This window comes from Nocardioides dilutus (assembly GCF_054779555.1).
The window spans coordinates 150,639-167,511 of record NZ_BAAGYA010000003.1; the positions used below are offsets into that span (position 1 = coordinate 150,639).

17 protein-coding genes and 1 pseudogene are annotated in these 16,873 nt (G+C 73.0%); 13 read left to right on the top strand and 5 right to left on the bottom strand.

What is annotated here, in order from left to right:
• Nucleotides 1-2 precede the first annotated feature (2 nt).
• The 8 genes from ACYVC6_RS16465 to ACYVC6_RS16500 are packed head-to-tail and all read left to right on the top strand — an operon-like array spanning nt 3 to nt 5,905.
• Nucleotides 3-467: a Crp/Fnr family transcriptional regulator gene (locus ACYVC6_RS16465; protein ID WP_460715509.1), complete on the top strand. Its 465-nt coding sequence runs from the start codon at nt 3-5 to the stop codon at nt 465-467.
• Complete coding sequence (locus ACYVC6_RS16470; protein WP_460715510.1) at nt 464-1,330, top strand: FAD/NAD(P)-binding protein; 867 nt, start codon at nt 464-466, stop codon at nt 1,328-1,330. Before ACYVC6_RS16465 ends, ACYVC6_RS16470 begins: the two co-directional genes overlap by 4 nt.
• A gap of 1 nt (nt 1,331) precedes the next feature.
• Nucleotides 1,332-2,174, top strand: coding sequence for an NADH-quinone oxidoreductase subunit B family protein (locus ACYVC6_RS16475; RefSeq protein WP_460715511.1), 843 nt, complete (start codon nt 1,332-1,334; stop codon nt 2,172-2,174).
• A complete protein-coding gene (locus ACYVC6_RS16480) occupies nt 2,171-3,484 on the top strand; it encodes a Ni/Fe hydrogenase subunit alpha (protein ID WP_460715512.1) in 1,314 nt (437 codons plus the stop codon). Before ACYVC6_RS16475 ends, ACYVC6_RS16480 begins: the two co-directional genes overlap by 4 nt.
• Nucleotides 3,481-3,978: a hydrogenase maturation protease gene (locus ACYVC6_RS16485; protein ID WP_460715513.1), complete on the top strand. Its 498-nt coding sequence runs from the start codon at nt 3,481-3,483 to the stop codon at nt 3,976-3,978. Before ACYVC6_RS16480 ends, ACYVC6_RS16485 begins: the two co-directional genes overlap by 4 nt.
• The gene (locus ACYVC6_RS16490) at nt 3,965-4,189 is read left to right on the top strand and encodes a HypC/HybG/HupF family hydrogenase formation chaperone (RefSeq protein ID WP_460715514.1); all 225 of its coding nucleotides are present in this window, start codon (nt 3,965-3,967) and stop codon (nt 4,187-4,189) included. The genes ACYVC6_RS16485 and ACYVC6_RS16490 overlap by 14 nt, the downstream gene beginning before the upstream one ends.
• Nucleotides 4,189-5,109, top strand: a complete 921-nt coding sequence (locus ACYVC6_RS16495) for a DMT family transporter (protein ID WP_460715515.1) — start codon at nt 4,189-4,191, stop codon at nt 5,107-5,109. Before ACYVC6_RS16490 ends, ACYVC6_RS16495 begins: the two co-directional genes overlap by 1 nt.
• 13 nt (nt 5,110-5,122) lie before the next feature.
• On the top strand, nt 5,123-5,905 hold the full coding sequence (locus tag ACYVC6_RS16500) for a DUF6390 family protein (protein ID WP_460715516.1): 783 nt from the start codon (nt 5,123-5,125) through the stop codon (nt 5,903-5,905).
• Between the two features lie 18 nt (nt 5,906-5,923).
• On the opposite strand, the gene ACYVC6_RS16505 is transcribed toward ACYVC6_RS16500, so the two are convergent.
• Nucleotides 5,924-6,601: an NADPH-dependent F420 reductase gene (locus ACYVC6_RS16505; RefSeq protein ID WP_460715517.1), complete on the bottom strand. Its 678-nt coding sequence runs from the start codon at nt 6,599-6,601 to the stop codon at nt 5,924-5,926.
• Between the two features lie 94 nt (nt 6,602-6,695).
• Here ACYVC6_RS16505 and ACYVC6_RS16510 point away from each other — a divergent pair, with 94 nt between their 5' ends.
• On the top strand, nt 6,696-7,277 hold the full coding sequence (locus tag ACYVC6_RS16510) for a TetR/AcrR family transcriptional regulator (RefSeq protein WP_460715518.1): 582 nt from the start codon (nt 6,696-6,698) through the stop codon (nt 7,275-7,277).
• Between the two features lie 2 nt (nt 7,278-7,279).
• On the opposite strand, the gene ACYVC6_RS16515 is transcribed toward ACYVC6_RS16510, so the two are convergent.
• Genes ACYVC6_RS16515 through ACYVC6_RS16525 form a run of 3 tightly spaced genes read right to left on the bottom strand, consistent with a single transcriptional unit; the run spans nt 7,280 to nt 11,705 of the window.
• A complete protein-coding gene (locus ACYVC6_RS16515; RefSeq protein WP_460715519.1) occupies nt 7,280-9,862 on the bottom strand; it encodes a multicopper oxidase domain-containing protein in 2,583 nt (860 codons plus the stop codon).
• On the bottom strand, nt 9,859-10,932 hold the full coding sequence (locus ACYVC6_RS16520) for a hypothetical protein (RefSeq protein ID WP_460715520.1): 1,074 nt from the start codon (nt 10,930-10,932) through the stop codon (nt 9,859-9,861). The genes ACYVC6_RS16515 and ACYVC6_RS16520 overlap by 4 nt, the downstream gene beginning before the upstream one ends.
• Before the next feature lie 59 nt (nt 10,933-10,991).
• Nucleotides 10,992-11,705: a helix-turn-helix transcriptional regulator gene (locus tag ACYVC6_RS16525; protein ID WP_460715522.1), complete on the bottom strand. Its 714-nt coding sequence runs from the start codon at nt 11,703-11,705 to the stop codon at nt 10,992-10,994.
• Between the two features lie 62 nt (nt 11,706-11,767).
• Here ACYVC6_RS16525 and ACYVC6_RS16530 point away from each other — a divergent pair.
• From ACYVC6_RS16530 to ACYVC6_RS16545, 4 genes and pseudogenes are all read left to right on the top strand, one after another.
• Nucleotides 11,768-12,178: pseudogene (locus ACYVC6_RS16530) on the top strand (hemerythrin domain-containing protein); the annotation flags it as partial.
• 63 nt (nt 12,179-12,241) lie between these two features.
• Nucleotides 12,242-12,562 carry a DUF2249 domain-containing protein gene (locus tag ACYVC6_RS16535; RefSeq protein WP_460716500.1) on the top strand — a complete coding sequence of 107 codons (321 nt, stop codon included), beginning with the start codon at nt 12,242-12,244 and terminating at the stop codon, nt 12,560-12,562.
• A gap of 72 nt (nt 12,563-12,634) precedes the next feature.
• A complete protein-coding gene (locus ACYVC6_RS16540; RefSeq protein ID WP_460715523.1) occupies nt 12,635-13,765 on the top strand; it encodes a nitronate monooxygenase in 1,131 nt (376 codons plus the stop codon).
• 143 nt (nt 13,766-13,908) lie between these two features.
• On the top strand, nt 13,909-15,333 hold the full coding sequence (locus ACYVC6_RS16545) for a nitronate monooxygenase (protein ID WP_460715524.1): 1,425 nt from the start codon (nt 13,909-13,911) through the stop codon (nt 15,331-15,333).
• A gap of 15 nt (nt 15,334-15,348) precedes the next feature.
• On the opposite strand, the gene ACYVC6_RS16550 is transcribed toward ACYVC6_RS16545, so the two are convergent.
• A complete protein-coding gene (locus tag ACYVC6_RS16550) occupies nt 15,349-16,872 on the bottom strand; it encodes a multicopper oxidase family protein (RefSeq protein WP_460715525.1) in 1,524 nt (507 codons plus the stop codon).
• Nucleotide 16,873: the final 1 nt, after the last annotated feature.

Below are 16,873 nucleotides of genomic sequence, written 5' to 3' on the forward strand. Positions count from 1 at the left end.
GCGTGACCGTGCAGACGATTGCCGACTACCTGCCCGAGCACCCGTTCTTCGCCGGGCTCGACCCGGCGGCGCTGGAGCTGGCCGCGGGCTGCGCGGTCAACGTCCACTTCCGGCCGGGCGAGTTCCTCTTCCACGAGGGCGACCCTGCCGACACCTTCTACGTCCTGCGGCACGGCCGGGTCTCGCTGCAGATGCGGACCCCGACCCAGGACGTCGTCGTGGACACGGCTCACGAGGGCGACGTCGTCGGGTGGTCGTGGCTGATCCCGCCCTACAGCTGGACCTTCGACGCCCGGGCCACCGAGGAGACGGCCGCGATCGCCTTCGACGGCGTCTGCCTGCGGGGCAAGTGCGAGCGCGACTCCACTTTGGGCTACGCGCTGCTCCAGCGCGTGGTGCAGGTGATGTCGGCGCGGCTGCACTCGGCGCGGGTCCGCCTGCTCGACCTCTACGGGGTCAAGCCGTGACCTCGACGACCTCGCTGACCTCGACGGCCGGGGCGGCGACCACCAACGGGATGCTCCCGCGCCAGTTCACGGTCACCGCCAGGCGCCGCGACACCCACGACACGCACACCCTCGAGCTGGAGTCGCGCGACGGCGCGCCGCTGCCGTTCACCCCCGGCCAGTTCACGATGCTGCTCGCGTTCGGGGTGGGCGAGGTCCCGATCTCGATCAGTGGCGACCCGGCCCGCCCCGAGGTGCTGCAACACACCATCCGTGACGTCGGCTCGGTCTCCCACGCGCTGGCGACGGCGTCGCCCGGTGCGGTGCTCGGCGTCCGCGGTGCCTTCGGCACCGGGTGGGAGGTCGAGCGCGGCCGCGGTGGGGACGTCGTGATCATGGCCGGCGGCATCGGGCTGGCCCCACTGCGGCCCGCGATCCTGCAGGTCGCCGCCGCCAGGGAGGACTACGGCCGGGTGTCGGTCCTCTACGGCGCGCGCAGTCCCGAGGAGATCCTCTGGGCCGAGGAGCAGCGCACCTGGGCCGAGCAGTTCGACATCGCCGTGCAGGTGACCGTCGACAACGGCCCGCACGCCTGGCGCGGACGCGTGGGGCTGGTCACCCAGCTGGTCGAGCGAGCGGTGTTCGACCCCGACCGGGTGCTCGGGCTGGTGTGCGGGCCCGAGGTCATGATGCGCCACTCCGCCCGCGCGCTCGTCGACCGCGGCGTGGCCCCGGAGCGGCTGCGCCTGTCGATGGAGCGCAACATGAAGTGCGGCGTCGGGCTGTGCGGCCACTGCCAGCTGCGGGAGGTCTTCTGCTGCACCGACGGCCCGGTGTTCGGCTACGACCAGCTGGTGCCCCTCATGGCCCGAGCGGAGCTGTGACATGACGACCACCACCGCCACCCCCACGACGACCGGCCGCTCCGGGCGCCCGAAGCTGGCGGTCTGGAAGTTCGCCTCCTGCGACGGGTGTCAGCTCACGGTGCTCAACTGCGAGGACGAGCTGATCCCGCTGGCGGGCGCGGTCGACATCGCCTACTTCCCCGAGGCCACCCGCGCCGTGGTCGAGGGGCCCTACGACGTCTCGCTGGTCGAGGGGTCCATCACCACGCCGCACGACCTCGAGCGCATCCAGGAGGTCCGCGAGGTCTCGCGTCGCCTGATCACGATCGGCGCGTGCGCCACCAGCGGCGGCATCCAGGCGCTGCGCAACTTCGCCGACGTCGCCGAGTTCCGCTCGGTGGTCTACGCGCATCCCGAATACATCTCGACGCTGGACCGGTCCACCCCGATCGCCGCGCACGTGAAGGTCGACTTCGAGCTGCGCGGCTGCCCGATCGACAAGCGCCAGCTGCTCGAGGTGCTGGCCGCCGAGCTCCAGGGCCGCACGCCGCGGATCCCCACCCACAGCGTCTGCGTCGAGTGCAAGCGGCGCGGCAACGTCTGCGTCACCGTCGCGCACGGGACACCGTGCCTCGGCCCGGTCACGCAGGCGGGCTGCGGCGCGCTGTGCCCGACCTTCGCCCGCGGCTGCTACGGCTGCTTCGGGCCCCAGGACACGCCCAACACCGCGTCGATCGCGCACACGCTCGGCGTGCACGGCATGAGCGAGCCGGAGGTGATGCGGGTGTTCCGCACCTTCAACGCGGCCTCGGAGGCGTTCCTGCGCGAGAGCGAGCGCCACGAACGGGCTCCGGTGGAGAGTCCGGAGGAGGCGCAGCCATGACCCACAAGCACAAGGACGGCGGCCACGTCCTGCACGTGGGCACGCTGGCGCGGGTCGAGGGCGAGGGCGCGATGCACATCGCCTACCGCGACGGTGAGGTGACCGACGTCCAGCTGAACATCTACGAGCCGCCGCGCTTCTACGAGGCGTTCCTGCGCGGCCGCTCCTACACCGAGCCCCCGGACATCACCGCCCGGATCTGCGGCATCTGCCCGGTCGCCTACCAGACGAGCTCTTGCTGGGCGATCGAGGACGCCTGCGGAGTCACGGTCACCGACGAGATCCAGGCGCTCCGGAGACTCCTCTACTGCGGTGAGTGGATCGAGAGCCATGCCCTGCACGTCTACCTGCTGCACGCGCCGGACTTCCTGGGCTACGACGGGGCTGTCGAGATGGCCGCCGACCACCCGGCGGCGGTCGAGCGGGGGCTGCGCCTGAAGAAGGCGGGCAACCGGCTGATGGAGGTGGTCGGCGGGCGGTCGATCCACCCGGTCAACGTGCGCATCGGCGGCTTCTACCGCTTCCCGACCCGCGCGGAGCTGCTCGCGATCCGCGCCGACCTGGAACGGGCGCTGGAGGACTCGCTCGAGACGGTCCGGCTGGTCGCGGGCTTCGAGTTCCCCGACTTCGAACAGCCCTACGAATACCTCTCCCTGCGTGCCGAGTCCGGCTATCCCATCGAGTCGGGCAGCGTGGTGACCTCCAGCGGCGCAGGCTTCGCGGTGCGGGACTTCGCGACCCGGATCGAGGAGGTCCACGTCGCGCACTCCAACGCCCTGCACGCCCAGCTCGACGGAGGTGCGCGCGGTCTCTACTCCGTGGGGCCGCTGGCCCGCTACACCCTCAACTCCGACCGGCTGTCGGCGGTCGCCCGCGAGGCGGCCAGCGCGGGAGGCCTCGGCGACGAGTGCCGCAACCCGTTCCGGTCCATCGTCGTGCGGGCCGTCGAGCTGGTCGAGGCCTGCCACGAGGCCCTCCGGATCATCGACGGCTGGACCGGCGACGGGGACGCCAGCGTGCCGGTGCCGGCCCGGGCGGGGGAGGGCTACGGCGCCAGCGAGGCGCCGCGGGGCGTCCTCTTCCACCGCTATGTGCTCGACGGCGCCGGCATCATCCAGGACGCCCAGATCGTGCCGCCCACCTCCCAGAACCAGCCGAGCATCGAGGCCGACCTGCGCGCCATGGTCGGCGCCTGGGCTGACCTCGACGAGCACACCCTGACGCACCGCTGCGAGCACGCGATCCGCAACTACGACCCGTGCATCTCCTGCGCCACCCACTTCCTCGACCTGACCGTGGAGCGGTCATGACAGATCCGCTGGTGATCGGGCTGGGCAGCCCGGACCGGGGTGACGATGCAGTCGGACCCGAGGTCGCCCGATCGGTGGCGGCTCGGCTGCCCGGGGTCGCGCTCGTCGACCACGAGGACCCGATGGCGTTGCTGGACCTGTGGGCCGGCCACGACCCGGTGGTGGTCGTCGACGCCGTCGTCTCCGGCGCCCGGCCCGGCACCCTCCATCAGTTGGAGACGGGCCGCTCGGCGCCACCTCCGAGCCCGGGCGCGTGGGCCCGCAGCGGGCACGGCAGCACCCACTCGATCGGGCTCGCCGAGATGGTCGAGCTCGGTCGCGCCCTGGGCCGGCTGCCTGGGCGGCTGGTGGTCGTCGGGGTCGAGGCCGAGAGCTTCGACCACGGGGCGCCCCTGAGCCCGCGGGTCGCCGCTGCGCTGCCGGTTGCGGTCGACTCGGTGTGCGCGGCCCTGTCACGTGCCAACCGGGAGGTGACCAGCGATGTGCCTCGGTGACCTCGCCCAGGTGATCGACCTGGTCGACGAGCGGACCGTGCACGCGCGCGTCGGTGAGCGCGTCGTCACCGTCTCGCTGCTCACGATCGACGGCCCGGTCGAGCCGGGCGACTGGCTGCAGGTCCACTCCGGCTTCGCGCTTGCCCGGCTCACCGACCAGGAGCGGCGCGAGGCCGAACACATCCGCAACACACCGCAGGAGGAACGCTGATGACCCGTCCCACGACCACCACGCGGCAAACCGGGCTCCTGCTCGCCCTCGGCACCGCGGTGATCAGCGGGTTCGCCGTGTTCCTCAACGCCGACGCCGTGCGCGCCTTCGGTGACGCCACGGCGTACACGACGGCCAAGAACCTCGTCGCCGGCCTCGTCCTGCTCGCGGTGGTGGGGACCGGGTCGCGCACGGGCGCCCGCCTGACCCGTCCCCAGACCCGCGGCCAGTGGGCGGGCCTGACCGCGATCGGGCTGGTCGGGGGCAGCGTGCCGTTCGTCCTCTTCTTCGAGGGGCTGTCCCGCGCGAGCTCGGCCCAGGCGGCGTTCCTGCACAAGACACTGCTGATCTGGGTGGCGGTGCTGGCGGTCGTGTTCCTCGGCGAGCGGCTCAGCGGACTTCACGTGCTCGCGATCGCAGCTCTCGTCGTCGGCCAGATCGGGCTGATCGGCGGAGTCGGCGGCTTCGGGACCCCGGAGGCGATGATCCTGGCCGCCACGCTCCTGTGGTCGGTCGAGGTCGTGGTCGCCAAGCGGGTGCTCAAGGGGGTCTCCTCGTGGACCGTCGGCGTGGCCAGGATGGGCCTGGGCTCGGTGGTCCTGCTCGTCTGGGTCGCGGTGCGCGGCGACTTCGCGCTGTTGACGTCGATGACCGCCGAGCAGGCCGGGTGGGTGCTGCTCACCGGAGTGCTGCTCGCGGGCTACGTCGGCACCTGGTTCGCCGCGCTGCGGCGGGCGCCGGCGGTCGACGTCACCGCGGTGCTGGTGCTGGCCGCCCCGGTGACCGCCGGCTTGAACGCCGTGGCCAACGGCGTGCCGCTCGGCCCGCAGCTCGACTGGCTCGCGGTGCTGCTGGCCGGAGGAGCGTTGGCGGTGTGGGCCGCGCAGCGGACCCGACAAGCCCCGGTCGCGGCCGCGTGACGTGGCCGGTGTCATGGAGACCGCGGCAGGTGGACGGGCGAACGGCGCGCTGCGTTTCGCGCGCTACGCCTACCCGCCCAACGAGCTCGGCTACTGCGGGCCGGACGCCGCCGCACAGCTGCTCGAGCAGGTGGCGGACGGGGCCGCGGACGAGGAGCTGCGCCGGCTGCTGCGCGGGTTCGAGGGTGCCTGGCCCTACCTGGAGCTGATCGCGGCCGCCAACGGCATCGGCGACCCGCTCGACGACCGGGTCGTGGAGGCCTACTGGGTCGGCAACCCCCTGCTCGACCGGGTCGGCCCCCGGTTGATGGGCGACTCGCTGGACGACCGGTTCCGGCGGCGGGCGGGCCGGACCTGGTCGGACCTGGTGGCGCCGGTGCAGGACGGCGCCGTCCCGCATCACTCGTTCCACGTCTTCGGCGTGTATCCGTGGCTCGGGCTGCTCCGCGAGGGGCGGCTGGACGAGCCCCTGCGGGTGCTGGACCGGTGCCGGATCCGCTGGGGAGAGGTGCGCTCGGTCAGCGGGGGTGAGGCCGAGGTCCGGTCCCGACCCCTGGTGTGGGACGGGCGGCAGCTCACCCTCGGCGCCGCGGTCACCGAGCGGGCGATGGTCAGCCTGGGCAGCCGCGGGCTGGCCCGCGGGCTGCGTCCGGGTGACTGGTGCTCGCTGCACTGGGACTGGGTCTGCGAGGCGCTGGACCGGCGCTCCCTGGCGCGGCTGCGGAGCTACACCTTGAGCCAGCTCTCCGTGGTCAACGGAGTCCGGATCCCGGCGCCCGCATCGGTGCTCTCCTGAGGAGTCCCTCCAGGAGTCTCAGCGGACGATCTTGAAGTTGAACGCCGGGCTGCCGAGGGCACCCCACAGGCGGAGCCAGACGGGGAGCAGCATCTCTACGCCGCGGGCTGTGGTGATGTCGCCGAGGTCGATGACATCGGTGTGGCCGAACTCCTCGAGCAGCCCGACGACGACCTGTTTCGCCTCGGCGTCGTCGCCGGAGACGAAGACGCTCGAACCCTCGGGGAGGGTGTCGGGGCGCACCATCAGGTCGGCGTTGAGGGTGTTGAGGCTCTTGACCACCCGCGCCTGCGGGAACGTGCGCTGGATCTGCTCGCCCAGCGAGTCGGTGTCCTTGACGAACAGGGTCGGCGGCATGCCCTGGCTGAAGTCGAGCGGGTTGGAGATGTCGATCAACACCTTGCCGGCCAGGTTGTCCGCGCCCGCGAGACCGAGAACCTCCTTGGACGCGGCGCCGTTGGTGGCGTTGACGACGACCTCGGCGCCCGCCGCGGCGTCCGCGAAACCGGCCAGGCTGACCCCGTCGTGGGCGGCCGCCCACTCGGCGTACGGCGCGTTGCCCATCCCGTCGGGCTCGGTGCGGGTCAGCGTCTCCTGCGGGTCACGGGTGCCGACGACGACGGTGTGGCCGAGCTCGGCCAAGCGGGCGGCGATGGTCCGGCCGACGGTGCCGGTGCCGAGGACTGCGGTCTTCACGATGGAACTCCTACCAGCTCGAGTAGACAGACCTGTCTCCTTGCCTGAGGACCGTAACAGACAGATCTGTCTACTTTCAAGGTAGGATGGCGGGATGACGGCTGACCTCCGGCCCAGCGCCGCCCGGCAACGGATCCTCGACAACGCCTTCCGGTTGTTCTACGCCCACGGCATCCGAGCCGTGGGCATCGACCGGATCATCGCGGAGTCCGGGGTCGCGAAGGCGACGTTCTACAAGCACTTCCCGGCCAAGGACGACCTGGTGGTCGCCTACCTCGACAAGGTCGACGGCGTGTGGGGCACCCAGCTGCGCGAAGCCGCTGAGGCCGCCGGCCCGGACCCGGCTGACCAACTGGTGGGGATGTTCGACGCGCTGGCGACGGCCTGCCGCAGAGAGGGCTACCGGGGCTGCGCGTTCATCAACGCCGCCGCCGAGAACGAGCCCGGCACCCCTGTGCACGAGCGGACCCTGGCGCACAAGAGGGCGGTCCGCGCCTGGGTCCAGGACCTCGCCGCCCAGGCGGGAGCACGGGACCCGGGGACCCTGGCCCGGGCCTTGACGCTGCTGCTGGACGGCGGGCTGGCCAGCGGGTCGCTCGACGGCGAGCCGGATGCGCCGGCGGTGGCCAAGGCCTCGGCCCGCGACCTGGTCCTGGCCGGCACCCGCCTGGCGTGAGCTCAGGACCCGACCCGGAACAGCCCGTGAGCACCACGCTCGGCGTCGATCATGAGGTGGGAGACGAAGGGGTAGTCGCCCGGCTCGGGGAACGTGAGCTCGACGAACCCACCCTGGGCTGCCTGGAGGGCCAGGCTCTGGGCACCGCCGGTGCCGGGCCGGAGCAGGTAGGTCCCTTCGGCGTAGGTGGTGTCGAACTGCCCGCCGACCACGTGGAACGACGTGGGCCGGTTGGGGCCGGCGTCGAGGACCCAGACCCGGACCCGTTCCCCGACGCGCGCGGTCAGCGGGCCGTGGTCGTACTGGGCGGCGTAGCCGTTGAAGACGACGAGGTCGGGATCCTCGGCGCCCAGCTTGTCGACATCGACCTCCCCGCCCTGGTCGCCGAGGTAGAGCTCGGACTGGACGAGCAGATAGCTGCGGTCGACCGGCGGCAGGTCCGGGGGCTCGATGACGACCGCGCCGAAGAGCCCGTTGGCGATGTGGGCCGACATCGGCATGGTGGAGCAGTGGTACATCCAGACCCCGGCGCGGACGGCGCGGAAGCGATAGGTCAGTGACTGCCCGGGTCCGATGGTCCGCATCGGCTGCTGCGGGGCGAGGGCGCCGGCGTGGAAGTCGATCGAGTGGCCGATCGAACCGCTGTTGACCAGCGTGATCACGAACCGGTCCCCGACCCTGCCGTGCAGCACCGGACCCGGTGCGGTGCCGTTGTAGGTCCACAGCCGTTGCGTCACGCCTGGGGCCACCTCGCGGACGACGTCGCTGACGACGAACGTGCGCCGGTGTACGCGGCCCTTCGGCAGGGGCGGCAGCGGCGGCAGTGTGGCGTCCCGCGGCGCCCAGTCGGCCACTGGCTCCGCCATCGGGTCCGGTGAGTGCGTGGCCGTAGTCGACTCCGGCGCCGAAGGCCCGGCCGAGCCGGTGACCTCGATGGTGAGCACCATGCCCATCTGCCGGTGGCCGACCACCGAGCACCAGCCCTCCAGGTCGCGGCCGACCACGCCGACGTCGACGCGTGCGCTCTGGCCCGGCGCGAGCCGGCCGCTGTGCGCGCCCGACTCGATGACGAGGTCGTGGACGTCCTCCTCGTCGGTGTTGGTCAGCACGATCACCAACCGGTTGCCGGCGGGAACCGAGACGGTGTCGGGGGTGAACCGCATGTCGTGCGCCTCGACCTCGACGGTCGTGGTCGCGCCGGTGGCGGCGGCACCGGCCGCCGCCGACACGGTGGTCGCAGCGCCGATGGCGGCCGGGTCGACCGCGACGCCGGTGGCCACCACCATCGCGGCGGCGGCGAGCCCGGTCGCGGCGAGGCCGGCCGTCTGACCGGCGGGCCGGCCCCGGCTCGCCTCGGTGCGGTTCTGCCTCGGCGGGGTGGGCGCGGCCTTCGCGCGGCGGGAGGCGCGCACGGCCAGCAGGAGGAGGGGCAGGGTGGAGGCCAGCGCCAGGAGGACCAGGATCGAGGCGAGGACCCGGACTGCGCTCGGCACAGGGAGCGCACACAGCAGCAGTCCGGCGTTGGCGAGCACCAGGCGCAGCGGCGCGCCGCGGTCGAGCACCGCGTTGGCCGCGCGCACCGGCGTCGGGCCGCCGCCGAGTGCGACCGGAACCAGGTAGGACAGGGCGCCGAGCAGCACCTGGGCGCCGAAGCCGGCGGCCAGGAAGGGCGTCAGCCAACCGAACACCTCGTCGACACGTTGCCACGAGGGGGCGGTGCCGATCCCGGCGGCGAGGACGACCAGGGTGCCCGTCAGCCAGGTCAGCCCGGCCAGGACGGACCAGGCGGGGAACTCGGTCGGTGGCTTGCGTCGCAGGGCGTCGACGAACGCCGGCGCACAGAGGAGCATCCCCACGACGTAGCCGGCGATGCCGAGCGCCACGATCACCCGCAGCCCGGCGGCCGCGCCCCCGGCCGTGACGAGCACCGAGGAGACCAGCACCGGGAGCGCCCGCGCACTGGCGGCCTCGGCGCCTTCGGCGATCCGGGTGCGGAGCATGGTCGGCCACAGGGTCACCAGCGTGCCGACGACGGTGAGACCGACCCAGCCCAGCAGCATCACGGACGCGTGGGCGACGACCAGCCGGGCGTGCCAGGGGTCGGCGAGACCACGAGCGAGCGCGGTGCCCAGGCCGGCACCGACGGGCAGCAGGCAGGCGGCCGCCACGTAGTAGCGGACCGAGGCGCCGAACCGCGCCGGCAGCGCCCGGCGGAGCTGGCGCAGGATCGTCCAGCCGTGCCAGACCACGGTGGAGCCGACCGCGGTCGCACCGAGCAGGGTCGCCGGCGAGGCGTCCGAGAGCACACCGGTCACGACCATGACCACGCCGCCGTTGTGCAGCAGGAGCCGTCGGTTCTGGCCGCTGCGGTCGTCGTCGGGGGAGTGCAGGAGCGCGTCGGTGAAGTAGCGGCTCCACACGAGGATGGCGTGGGTGACCGCGCCGAGCATGAGCAGGTGGATCATCAGCCACCGCGGGGCCGGAAGGAACGGGTGTGCGAGCGCCACCACGACCGTGGCCGCCAGCCAGACCAGCACTGGTAGGTCACGCAGGGGCCAGAAGCCGCGCTGGCCGGGGGTGCTCATCGCCGGCTCCGGTCACCGCGGGTCGCCGACCACGCGGCGACGGCCAGGAACGACAACACCGCCACGATGTTGAGCACGCCGCCGGTGACCCAGGCGTCCTGGTGGCCGAGAGCGTCGCCCACCCAGAGCCGCAGAGTCAGGGAGGCGTGCAGCAGCACGGCCGGTGCGATGAACGCCGGGTGGTAGGGCAGCGGACGCCGAAGCACGGCCGGCAGGATCACCGGGGCGTGGGCCATGATCATCGAGAGCGTGAACCCGAGGAAGACCGCATGCAGCACGGCGTCGTAGCGCACGCCGTCCAGCGCCGGGCCGCCGAGGAGCCAGACCGCGCCGGCGACGCCCAGCCAGCAGTAGCCGGCGAGCAGGCAGCCGGCCATGTAGCGCTGGAGCCCGGAGGCCCGGATCGTGCGCCGGGCGACGTCGTGGGCGGCCAGCCATCCCGTCAGGACGAGCAGCGCGGCCCCGAGCAGAGCCGTCCCCGGCCGTGGCCAGAGCAGAGCGGCCACCGCTCCGGCGACCAGGCCGGAGGCCAGGAGCACGAGCCGGCTGCCCGCGGTGGGGCCCATCGCGATCCGGGCGAGCTCGAGCCGCTCCCCGGCGATGGTCAGCACGACGAAGCCGACGAGCCATGGAGCGAGCACCGGCACCGCCGCGCCGCCGAGCCACAGGACCGCCGCGCCCAGCGCGAGCACCGCCCCGAGGGCCTGGACCAGGACGGCCTCGTCGCGTTGCCGACGCCACAGCGGCTGGTAGAGCGCGACCAGCGCGGCGGCGCCGGCCGTGAGCAACCACTGGCCGACGGGGAGCGGTGCGGGTGTGAGGAGGGCGAGGCCGCCGCTGCCCAGCAGTCCGGGGACGACGAAGCCGGCCGGCCGGCGGAGCGCGACCGCTCGTTCCAGGGCGATCAGGGTGCCGACGAAGCCGAGCACCATCAGCATCCCGTGCACCTCGGGCAGCCGGTCCGCCCGTACCGGCGCCGGCACGCCGAGCAGCATGAGGGCGGCGTCGAGACCGGCCAGGAGGGCGAGCCCGGCGGGTGCCAGCAACGCGACCCGGGGCGTCAGTGACATCCGCCGCGCGGCAGGGCGTGCGCGGCTCGGGCTGGGGCTGCGTGGGGCGGTGATGGCGCTCACGAGGTCCGCGCCAGCCGCAGCCGGCAGGCGCCGGGCTCGGCGAAGGGCACCAGCTCGGCACCGTCGGAGTCCGCGCCGTACTCCTCCAGGGCGCCCTGGACCAGGCCGAGGTGGACGCCGCAGACCACGTCTGGGTACTTGTGGGCGGCCTCCAGGAGCGGGCAGCGGGTGAGGGCGACGACCGAGCTGCGCGCGTCGGCCTGGGGTGCGAAGCCCATCTCGTCGAGCAGGGTCACCACCTCGCGCCGGGCCGCGACGGCACTCGGTGCGGTCGTGGCGCCGCGGTCGCGGGCCAGCTCGTGGCCCCAGTCGCGGCCGGCGGTGACCGCGTCGTCGGTCGGCGACGTGCTGGTCCGGTGGATCGTCGCGGCCAGCGCCGAGGCGAGACCGGCGTACTCCGGGTCGGCAGCGGCGTCCTTGCTGGTCGCCTCATAGAGCCAGGCCGGCCGGCCGCGGCCGGCCGGTGCCTCGGGTTGGCGGCGGGCGAGACCGGCCCGCACCAGCGCGTGGAGGTGCTCGCCGACCGTGTTGGCGTGCAGCCCGGACGCGGCGACGAGGGCGGCGAGGGTGGTCGGCTCCGTCTGCGTCCGCAGCGTCTCGAGCAGCGCTGACCGGGACCTGGACAGCGACGGGGAGGAGCGGCCGGTGCCCGGCCGGGGGCCGTAGCCGGGGGCCGCCGGGCGGGGGGTGGGGAGCGGATTATTTTCCACGGGGACTACTGTAATTAAATAGTGGTGGAACCACCACATCGCCCTCTGAAGGAGACCAGGACATGTCCGAACTCGTCATCGCCACGAGCGAGGCCGACGCGACCGCCGCGCAGGCGGTCGAGCAGCACCACGCCGAGATGTCCGGCGCGTTGAGTCAGCGCGTCGAGACCCTGTTCACAGCTGCCTCGCAGCGCGACACCGCTGCGGCGGAGTCGGCCCGTCGGGATCTCGTGGACTGGTGCGAGCGTGACCTCGTCCCGCACGCGCTGGCCGAGGAGCGAGCCATGTATCCGGCCGCGCAGGCGACGGTCGAGGGGCGCCTGCTTGTCGAGGCGATGCTCGGTGAGCACGCGGTCATCATCGGTCTGGTGCGCGAGGTGGCCGACGCGGCCGACCTGCTGCGGGCCACGGCCTCGGCCCGGGCGCTGAGCGTCGTCTTCGACTCGCACCTGACCAAGGAGAACCACCTGATCGTTCCCCTCCTGGCTGCCACCCCCGGCATCTCGATGGCGGCGCTGCTGGAGGGCATGCACGAGCTGCTCGGCGGGGCGGACGACGCCGCCACGGAGGGCGGGGAGGCCGGGTGCGGTGGCCACACCTGCTCGTGCGGCGAGGTCGACGGCCCGGGCTACCCGGAGCTGGACGTCCGCGCGATTCCGCACGCCATCCGGCACGCCACGGTCTTCGGCGCGCTCGAGTCGGTCCGGCCCGGTGCCGGACTGGAGCTGGTGGCGCCCCACGACCCCCTGCCGCTGCTCGACCAGGTGCAGGCACGGTGGCCCGGCGTCTTCTCCGTGTCCTACGTCGAGCGGGGTCCTGAGGCGTGGCGTCTGAGCCTGGTGCGCGCCGACTCTTGAAGCCGCGGCCGGGCGTAGACTAGAACAGGTTCTAGTTTACCGGCTCCCGTCCGGCCCTTCAGGAGGCTCACCATGCGCACCCAGATCTGCGAAGACCTCGGCATCGAGTTCCCGATCTTCGCCTTCACCCACTGCCGCGACGTGGTCGTCGCCGTCAGCAAGGCGGGAGGGTTCGGCGTGCTCGGCGCGGTCGGGTTCACGCCCGAGCAGCTGGAGGTCGAGCTGCGCTGGATCGACGACAACATCGGCGACCGGCCCTACGGCGTCGACATCGTGATCCCCAACAAGTACGAGGGCATGGACTCGGACATGTCGGGGGAGGAGCTCGCGGAGATGCTCCGCAAGCTGGTCCCGCAGGAGCACCTCGACTTCGGCCGCAAGGTGCTCGCCGACCACGGCGTGCCGGTCGACGACAGCACGGACGACGACGCCTTGCAGCTCCTCGGCTGGACCGAGGCGACCGCCACCCCCCAGGTCGAGGTGGCGCTGCGCCACCCGAAGATGACGCTGATCGCCAACGCCCTCGGCACCCCTCCGGCGGACATGATCGAGCACATCCACGCGAGCGGTCGCAAGGTCGCGGCGCTGTGCGGGTCGGCCTACCAGGCCCGCAAGCACGCCGACGCCGGAGTGGACATCGTGATCGCCCAGGGCGGCGAGGCCGGCGGCCACTGCGGCGAGGTCGGCTCGATCGTGCTGTGGCCGGAGGTCGTCAAGGAGGTCGCGCCGGTCCCGGTGCTCGCGGCCGGCGGGATCGGGAGCGGGAGCCAGATCGCGGCGGCGCTGGCCCTGGGCTGCCAGGGGGCGTGGACGGGGTCGCAGTGGCTGATGGTCGAGGAGGCCGAGAACACCGCGGTGCAGCAGCAGGCCTACGCCGACGCGACCAGCCGCGACACCGTGCGCAGCCGTTCGTTCACCGGCAAGCCGGCCCGGATGCTGAAGAACGACTGGACCGAGGCCTGGGAGACGCCGGGCAACCCCGAGCCCCTGGGAATGCCGCTGCAGTACATGGTGTCGGGCATGGCGGTGAAGGCGACCCACAAGTACCCCGACCAGACCGTCGACGTCGCGTTCAACCCGGTGGGTCAGGTGGTAGGTCAGCTGACGAAGGTCGAGAAGACGTCCGCAGTCATCGAGCGGTGGGTCGAGGAGTACCTCGAGGCCACCGGACGTCTCGACGAGCTCAACGCCGCCGCCCAGTAGGGGCGCATGAGTCAGTGACGACGGTCCCGGGGCCGGCCGCGAAAGCCCGGGTGAGGTCGGGTCGTTGGTCCCTGTCTCGACGGCGCCGTCGATGGCAGCGTCAGGGGGCGTAGGTCGAACCCCCCGGTCGAAGGCGGATTGTCGTGTCGCAGGTGCGTGAGCTTCCCCAGGTCATCCAAGGCGGCATGGGGGTCGGGGTGTCCTCGTGGCGGCTGGCGAGGTCGGTGTCGCGTGCCGGCGGGCTCGGTGTCGTCTCCGGGACCGCCCTCGACGTGGTGCTGGCCCGGCGGCTGCAGGACGGCGACCAGGGCGGTCACATGCGGCGGGCGCTCGCCGCGTTCCCGGCGCAGGACCTGGCCGGACGGGTGCTCGACACCTACTTCCAGGCCGGGGGGCGGCCCGACGGTCGCCCTTACCGGCCGGTGCCCAAGCTGACCCTCCGCCAGACTCCGCGCCAGCAGGAGCTGGCCGTCGTGGCCAACTTCGCCGAGGTGTGGCTCGCGAAGGAGGGCCACGACGGACCGGTCGGCGTCAACTACCTCGAGAAGGTGCAGATGGCCACGCCGACCGCCGCGCTGGGCGCCATGCTGGCGGGGGTCGACTTCGTGCTGATGGGCGCCGGTCTCCCGCGGGAGATCCCTCGCCTGCTCGACGACCTGGCCGCGGGCCGGGTGGCGGGCGTCGACGTCGAGGTGCACGGAGCCGAGCACCCGCACCGGGTGACCGTGGACCCGCCGGGCCTCCTCGGCGATTCGCTCCCCGACCTGGTCCGACCCCGGTTCCTCGCGATCGTCTCGGCGAACGTCCTGGCGGCCTACCTCGCCCGCGACGAGGCCACGCGTCCCGACGGGTTCGTGGTCGAGGGTCCACGAGCCGGCGGCCACAACGCCCCTCCGCGCGGCAAGGTCGAGCTCGACGCCCGCAACGAGCCGGTCTACGGCCCGCGAGACGAGGTGGACCTCGACAAGCTCGGGGCCCTCGGCTTTCCGTTCTGGCTGGCCGGCGGGCAGGGCACTCCTGAGCGGCTTGCACAGGCGCGGGCCCGGGGCGCCGCCGGGATCCAGGTCGGCACCTTGTTCGCGCTCGCCGCCGACTCCGGCCTGAGCCCGGACCTGCGCGAAGACCTCGTCGGCCGGGTCGCCGGCGGCACGCTGGACGTCCGCACCGACCCTCTCGCCTCTCCCACCGGGTTCCCGTTCAAGGTGGCCCAGCTCGACGGGTCCCTGTCAGACAGGCCGACGTACGACGCGCGCCGGCGCCTGTGTGACCTGAGCTACCTGCGCACGCCCTTCCAGACACCGGAGGGTGGCATCGGCTACCGCTGCCCGGGCGAGCCGGAGCAGATGTACGTGCGCAAGGGCGGCGACCTGTCCGACACCGTCGGACGGGCCTGCCTCTGCAACGCGCTGACGGCGGACGTCGGGTTGGCGCAGACCCGGCGCGACGGCTACGTCGAGCCGCCGCTGGTCACGCTGGGGTCGGACCTGGACGCCGCGACGGAACTGGCGGGAAGGCACGCCGACGGGTGGTCGGCCGCGGACGTCATGGCGTGGCTGACCGGCGCCTGAGCCAACGGGAAGTGATCAGGCCCGATAGCTGAGGGTCGTCATCATCCCGGCCTCGGCGTGGTAGATGTTGTGGCAGTGCGTGGCCCACTGGCCCGGGTTGTCGGCGTCCAGGTCGACCTCGATGGCGCGCATCGGGCGCACGATCACGGTGTCCTTCCGGGCGCCGCCGCGGGTCAGGCCGAAGGTGTGCCCGTGCACGTGCATGGGGTGGAACATCATCGAGTGGTTCTCGAACCTCAGCCGGACCCGTTCGCCCTCGGACACCGGCAGTGGGTCCGCGTCGGGGAACAGCTCCCCGTTGATGGTCCACCGGTACGGCGCCATGGATCCCGCGAGCGCGACCCGGTGGGTGCGGTCGGTGGACCGGCTGGGTAGCCGCACGGCGTCGGTGCCGGTGAGGTCGGTGCCGGTCAGCACCAGCCGGTCGAGCTCCTGCGGCCGGGACATCGAGCTGGGCGCCTCGGCGGCGCCGGTGCGGACCACGGCCAGGCCCTGGCCCTGCTTGCCCTCGGGGGAGGCGACCAGGGGGAACGCTCCGTCACCGACGGTGACCAGCACGTCGTAGCGCTCGCCCATCCCGATGAGCACGGCATCGGTTTCGACGGGGCGCACCGGGAACCCGTCGCTGTGCGTCACCGTCATCCGGTGGCCGCCCAGGGCGACCCGGTAGGCCGTGTCGGAGCCGGCGTTGACGATCCGGACCCGGACCCGTTGCCCGGGTCGGGCGGCCAGCGTCACGGGATCCTCGGACGTCCGGCCGTTGATGAGGTGGTGCGGGTAGTCGACGTCGCCGGCGCCGCCGAGCAGGGCCGACTGCATGCCCCCGTCCATACCCATGGATCCGTGGCCCATCGACCCGTGGTCCATGCCGCCCATGTCCATGCCACCCTCGCCTGCCGCGGCCAGCAGCTGCTCCAGGACCTGGTCGGGGGAACGCCCGGTGCCGTCGACCCAGTCGTCCAGGACGACGATCCACTCCGCGTCGTGGTCGCCCGGCTCGGCAGGGTCGTCGACGACCAGGACGCCGTGCAGGCCGCGGTCGAGCTGCACCCCGGAGTGCGGGTGGTAGAAGTACGTGCCGGGATCCGGTGCGGTGAACTCGTAGGTGAATCGGTCCCCGGCCGCGATGGGGTCCTGGGTGATGCCCGGGACGCCGTCCATGTCGTTGCGCAGGGCCAGCCCGTGCCAGTGCACGCTGGTCTCGGTCTCGAGCCGGTTGTCGACCACGACCCGGATCTGGTCGCCTGCCGTGGCCCGGATGACCGGGCCGGGCACGGTGTCGCCGTACGCCCAGGTGTCCACGACCACGCCGCCGAGGTCCACGGTCAGCGGACGGGCCACCAGGCGCGCGGTGACGGTCCGCTGGCCGACGCTGCGGCGTGCGGCCTCGGCGCGTGCGACCGCGTCCGAGGTGGCCAGGACGGGGGATCCGGCGTCGGCGCCGGCGATCAGACGGCCGACACCGAGCGCGCTGAGCGTCCCCAGGGTGCCGGCGCCGGCCGCTGCGATGAGCAGGCCGCGGCGGGTCGGAGCGGTCACC

Coding starts and splice junctions, on each gene's coding strand:
- ACYVC6_RS16495 (WP_460715515.1), top strand. CDS start 4,189: ATGACCCGTCCCACGACCACCACGCGGCAAACCGGGCTCCTGCTCGCC.
- ACYVC6_RS16490 (WP_460715514.1), top strand. CDS start 3,965: ATGTGCCTCGGTGACCTCGCCCAGGTGATCGACCTGGTCGACGAGCGG.
- ACYVC6_RS16510 (WP_460715518.1), top strand. CDS start 6,696: ATGACGGCTGACCTCCGGCCCAGCGCCGCCCGGCAACGGATCCTCGAC.
- ACYVC6_RS16485 (WP_460715513.1), top strand. CDS start 3,481: ATGACAGATCCGCTGGTGATCGGGCTGGGCAGCCCGGACCGGGGTGAC.
- ACYVC6_RS16515 (WP_460715519.1), bottom strand. CDS start 9,862: ATGAGCACCCCCGGCCAGCGCGGCTTCTGGCCCCTGCGTGACCTACCA.
- ACYVC6_RS16475 (WP_460715511.1), top strand. CDS start 1,332: ATGACGACCACCACCGCCACCCCCACGACGACCGGCCGCTCCGGGCGC.
- ACYVC6_RS16540 (WP_460715523.1), top strand. CDS start 12,635: ATGCGCACCCAGATCTGCGAAGACCTCGGCATCGAGTTCCCGATCTTC.
- ACYVC6_RS16500 (WP_460715516.1), top strand. CDS start 5,123: ATGGAGACCGCGGCAGGTGGACGGGCGAACGGCGCGCTGCGTTTCGCG.
- ACYVC6_RS16520 (WP_460715520.1), bottom strand. CDS start 10,932: ATGTCACTGACGCCCCGGGTCGCGTTGCTGGCACCCGCCGGGCTCGCC.
- ACYVC6_RS16480 (WP_460715512.1), top strand. CDS start 2,171: ATGACCCACAAGCACAAGGACGGCGGCCACGTCCTGCACGTGGGCACG.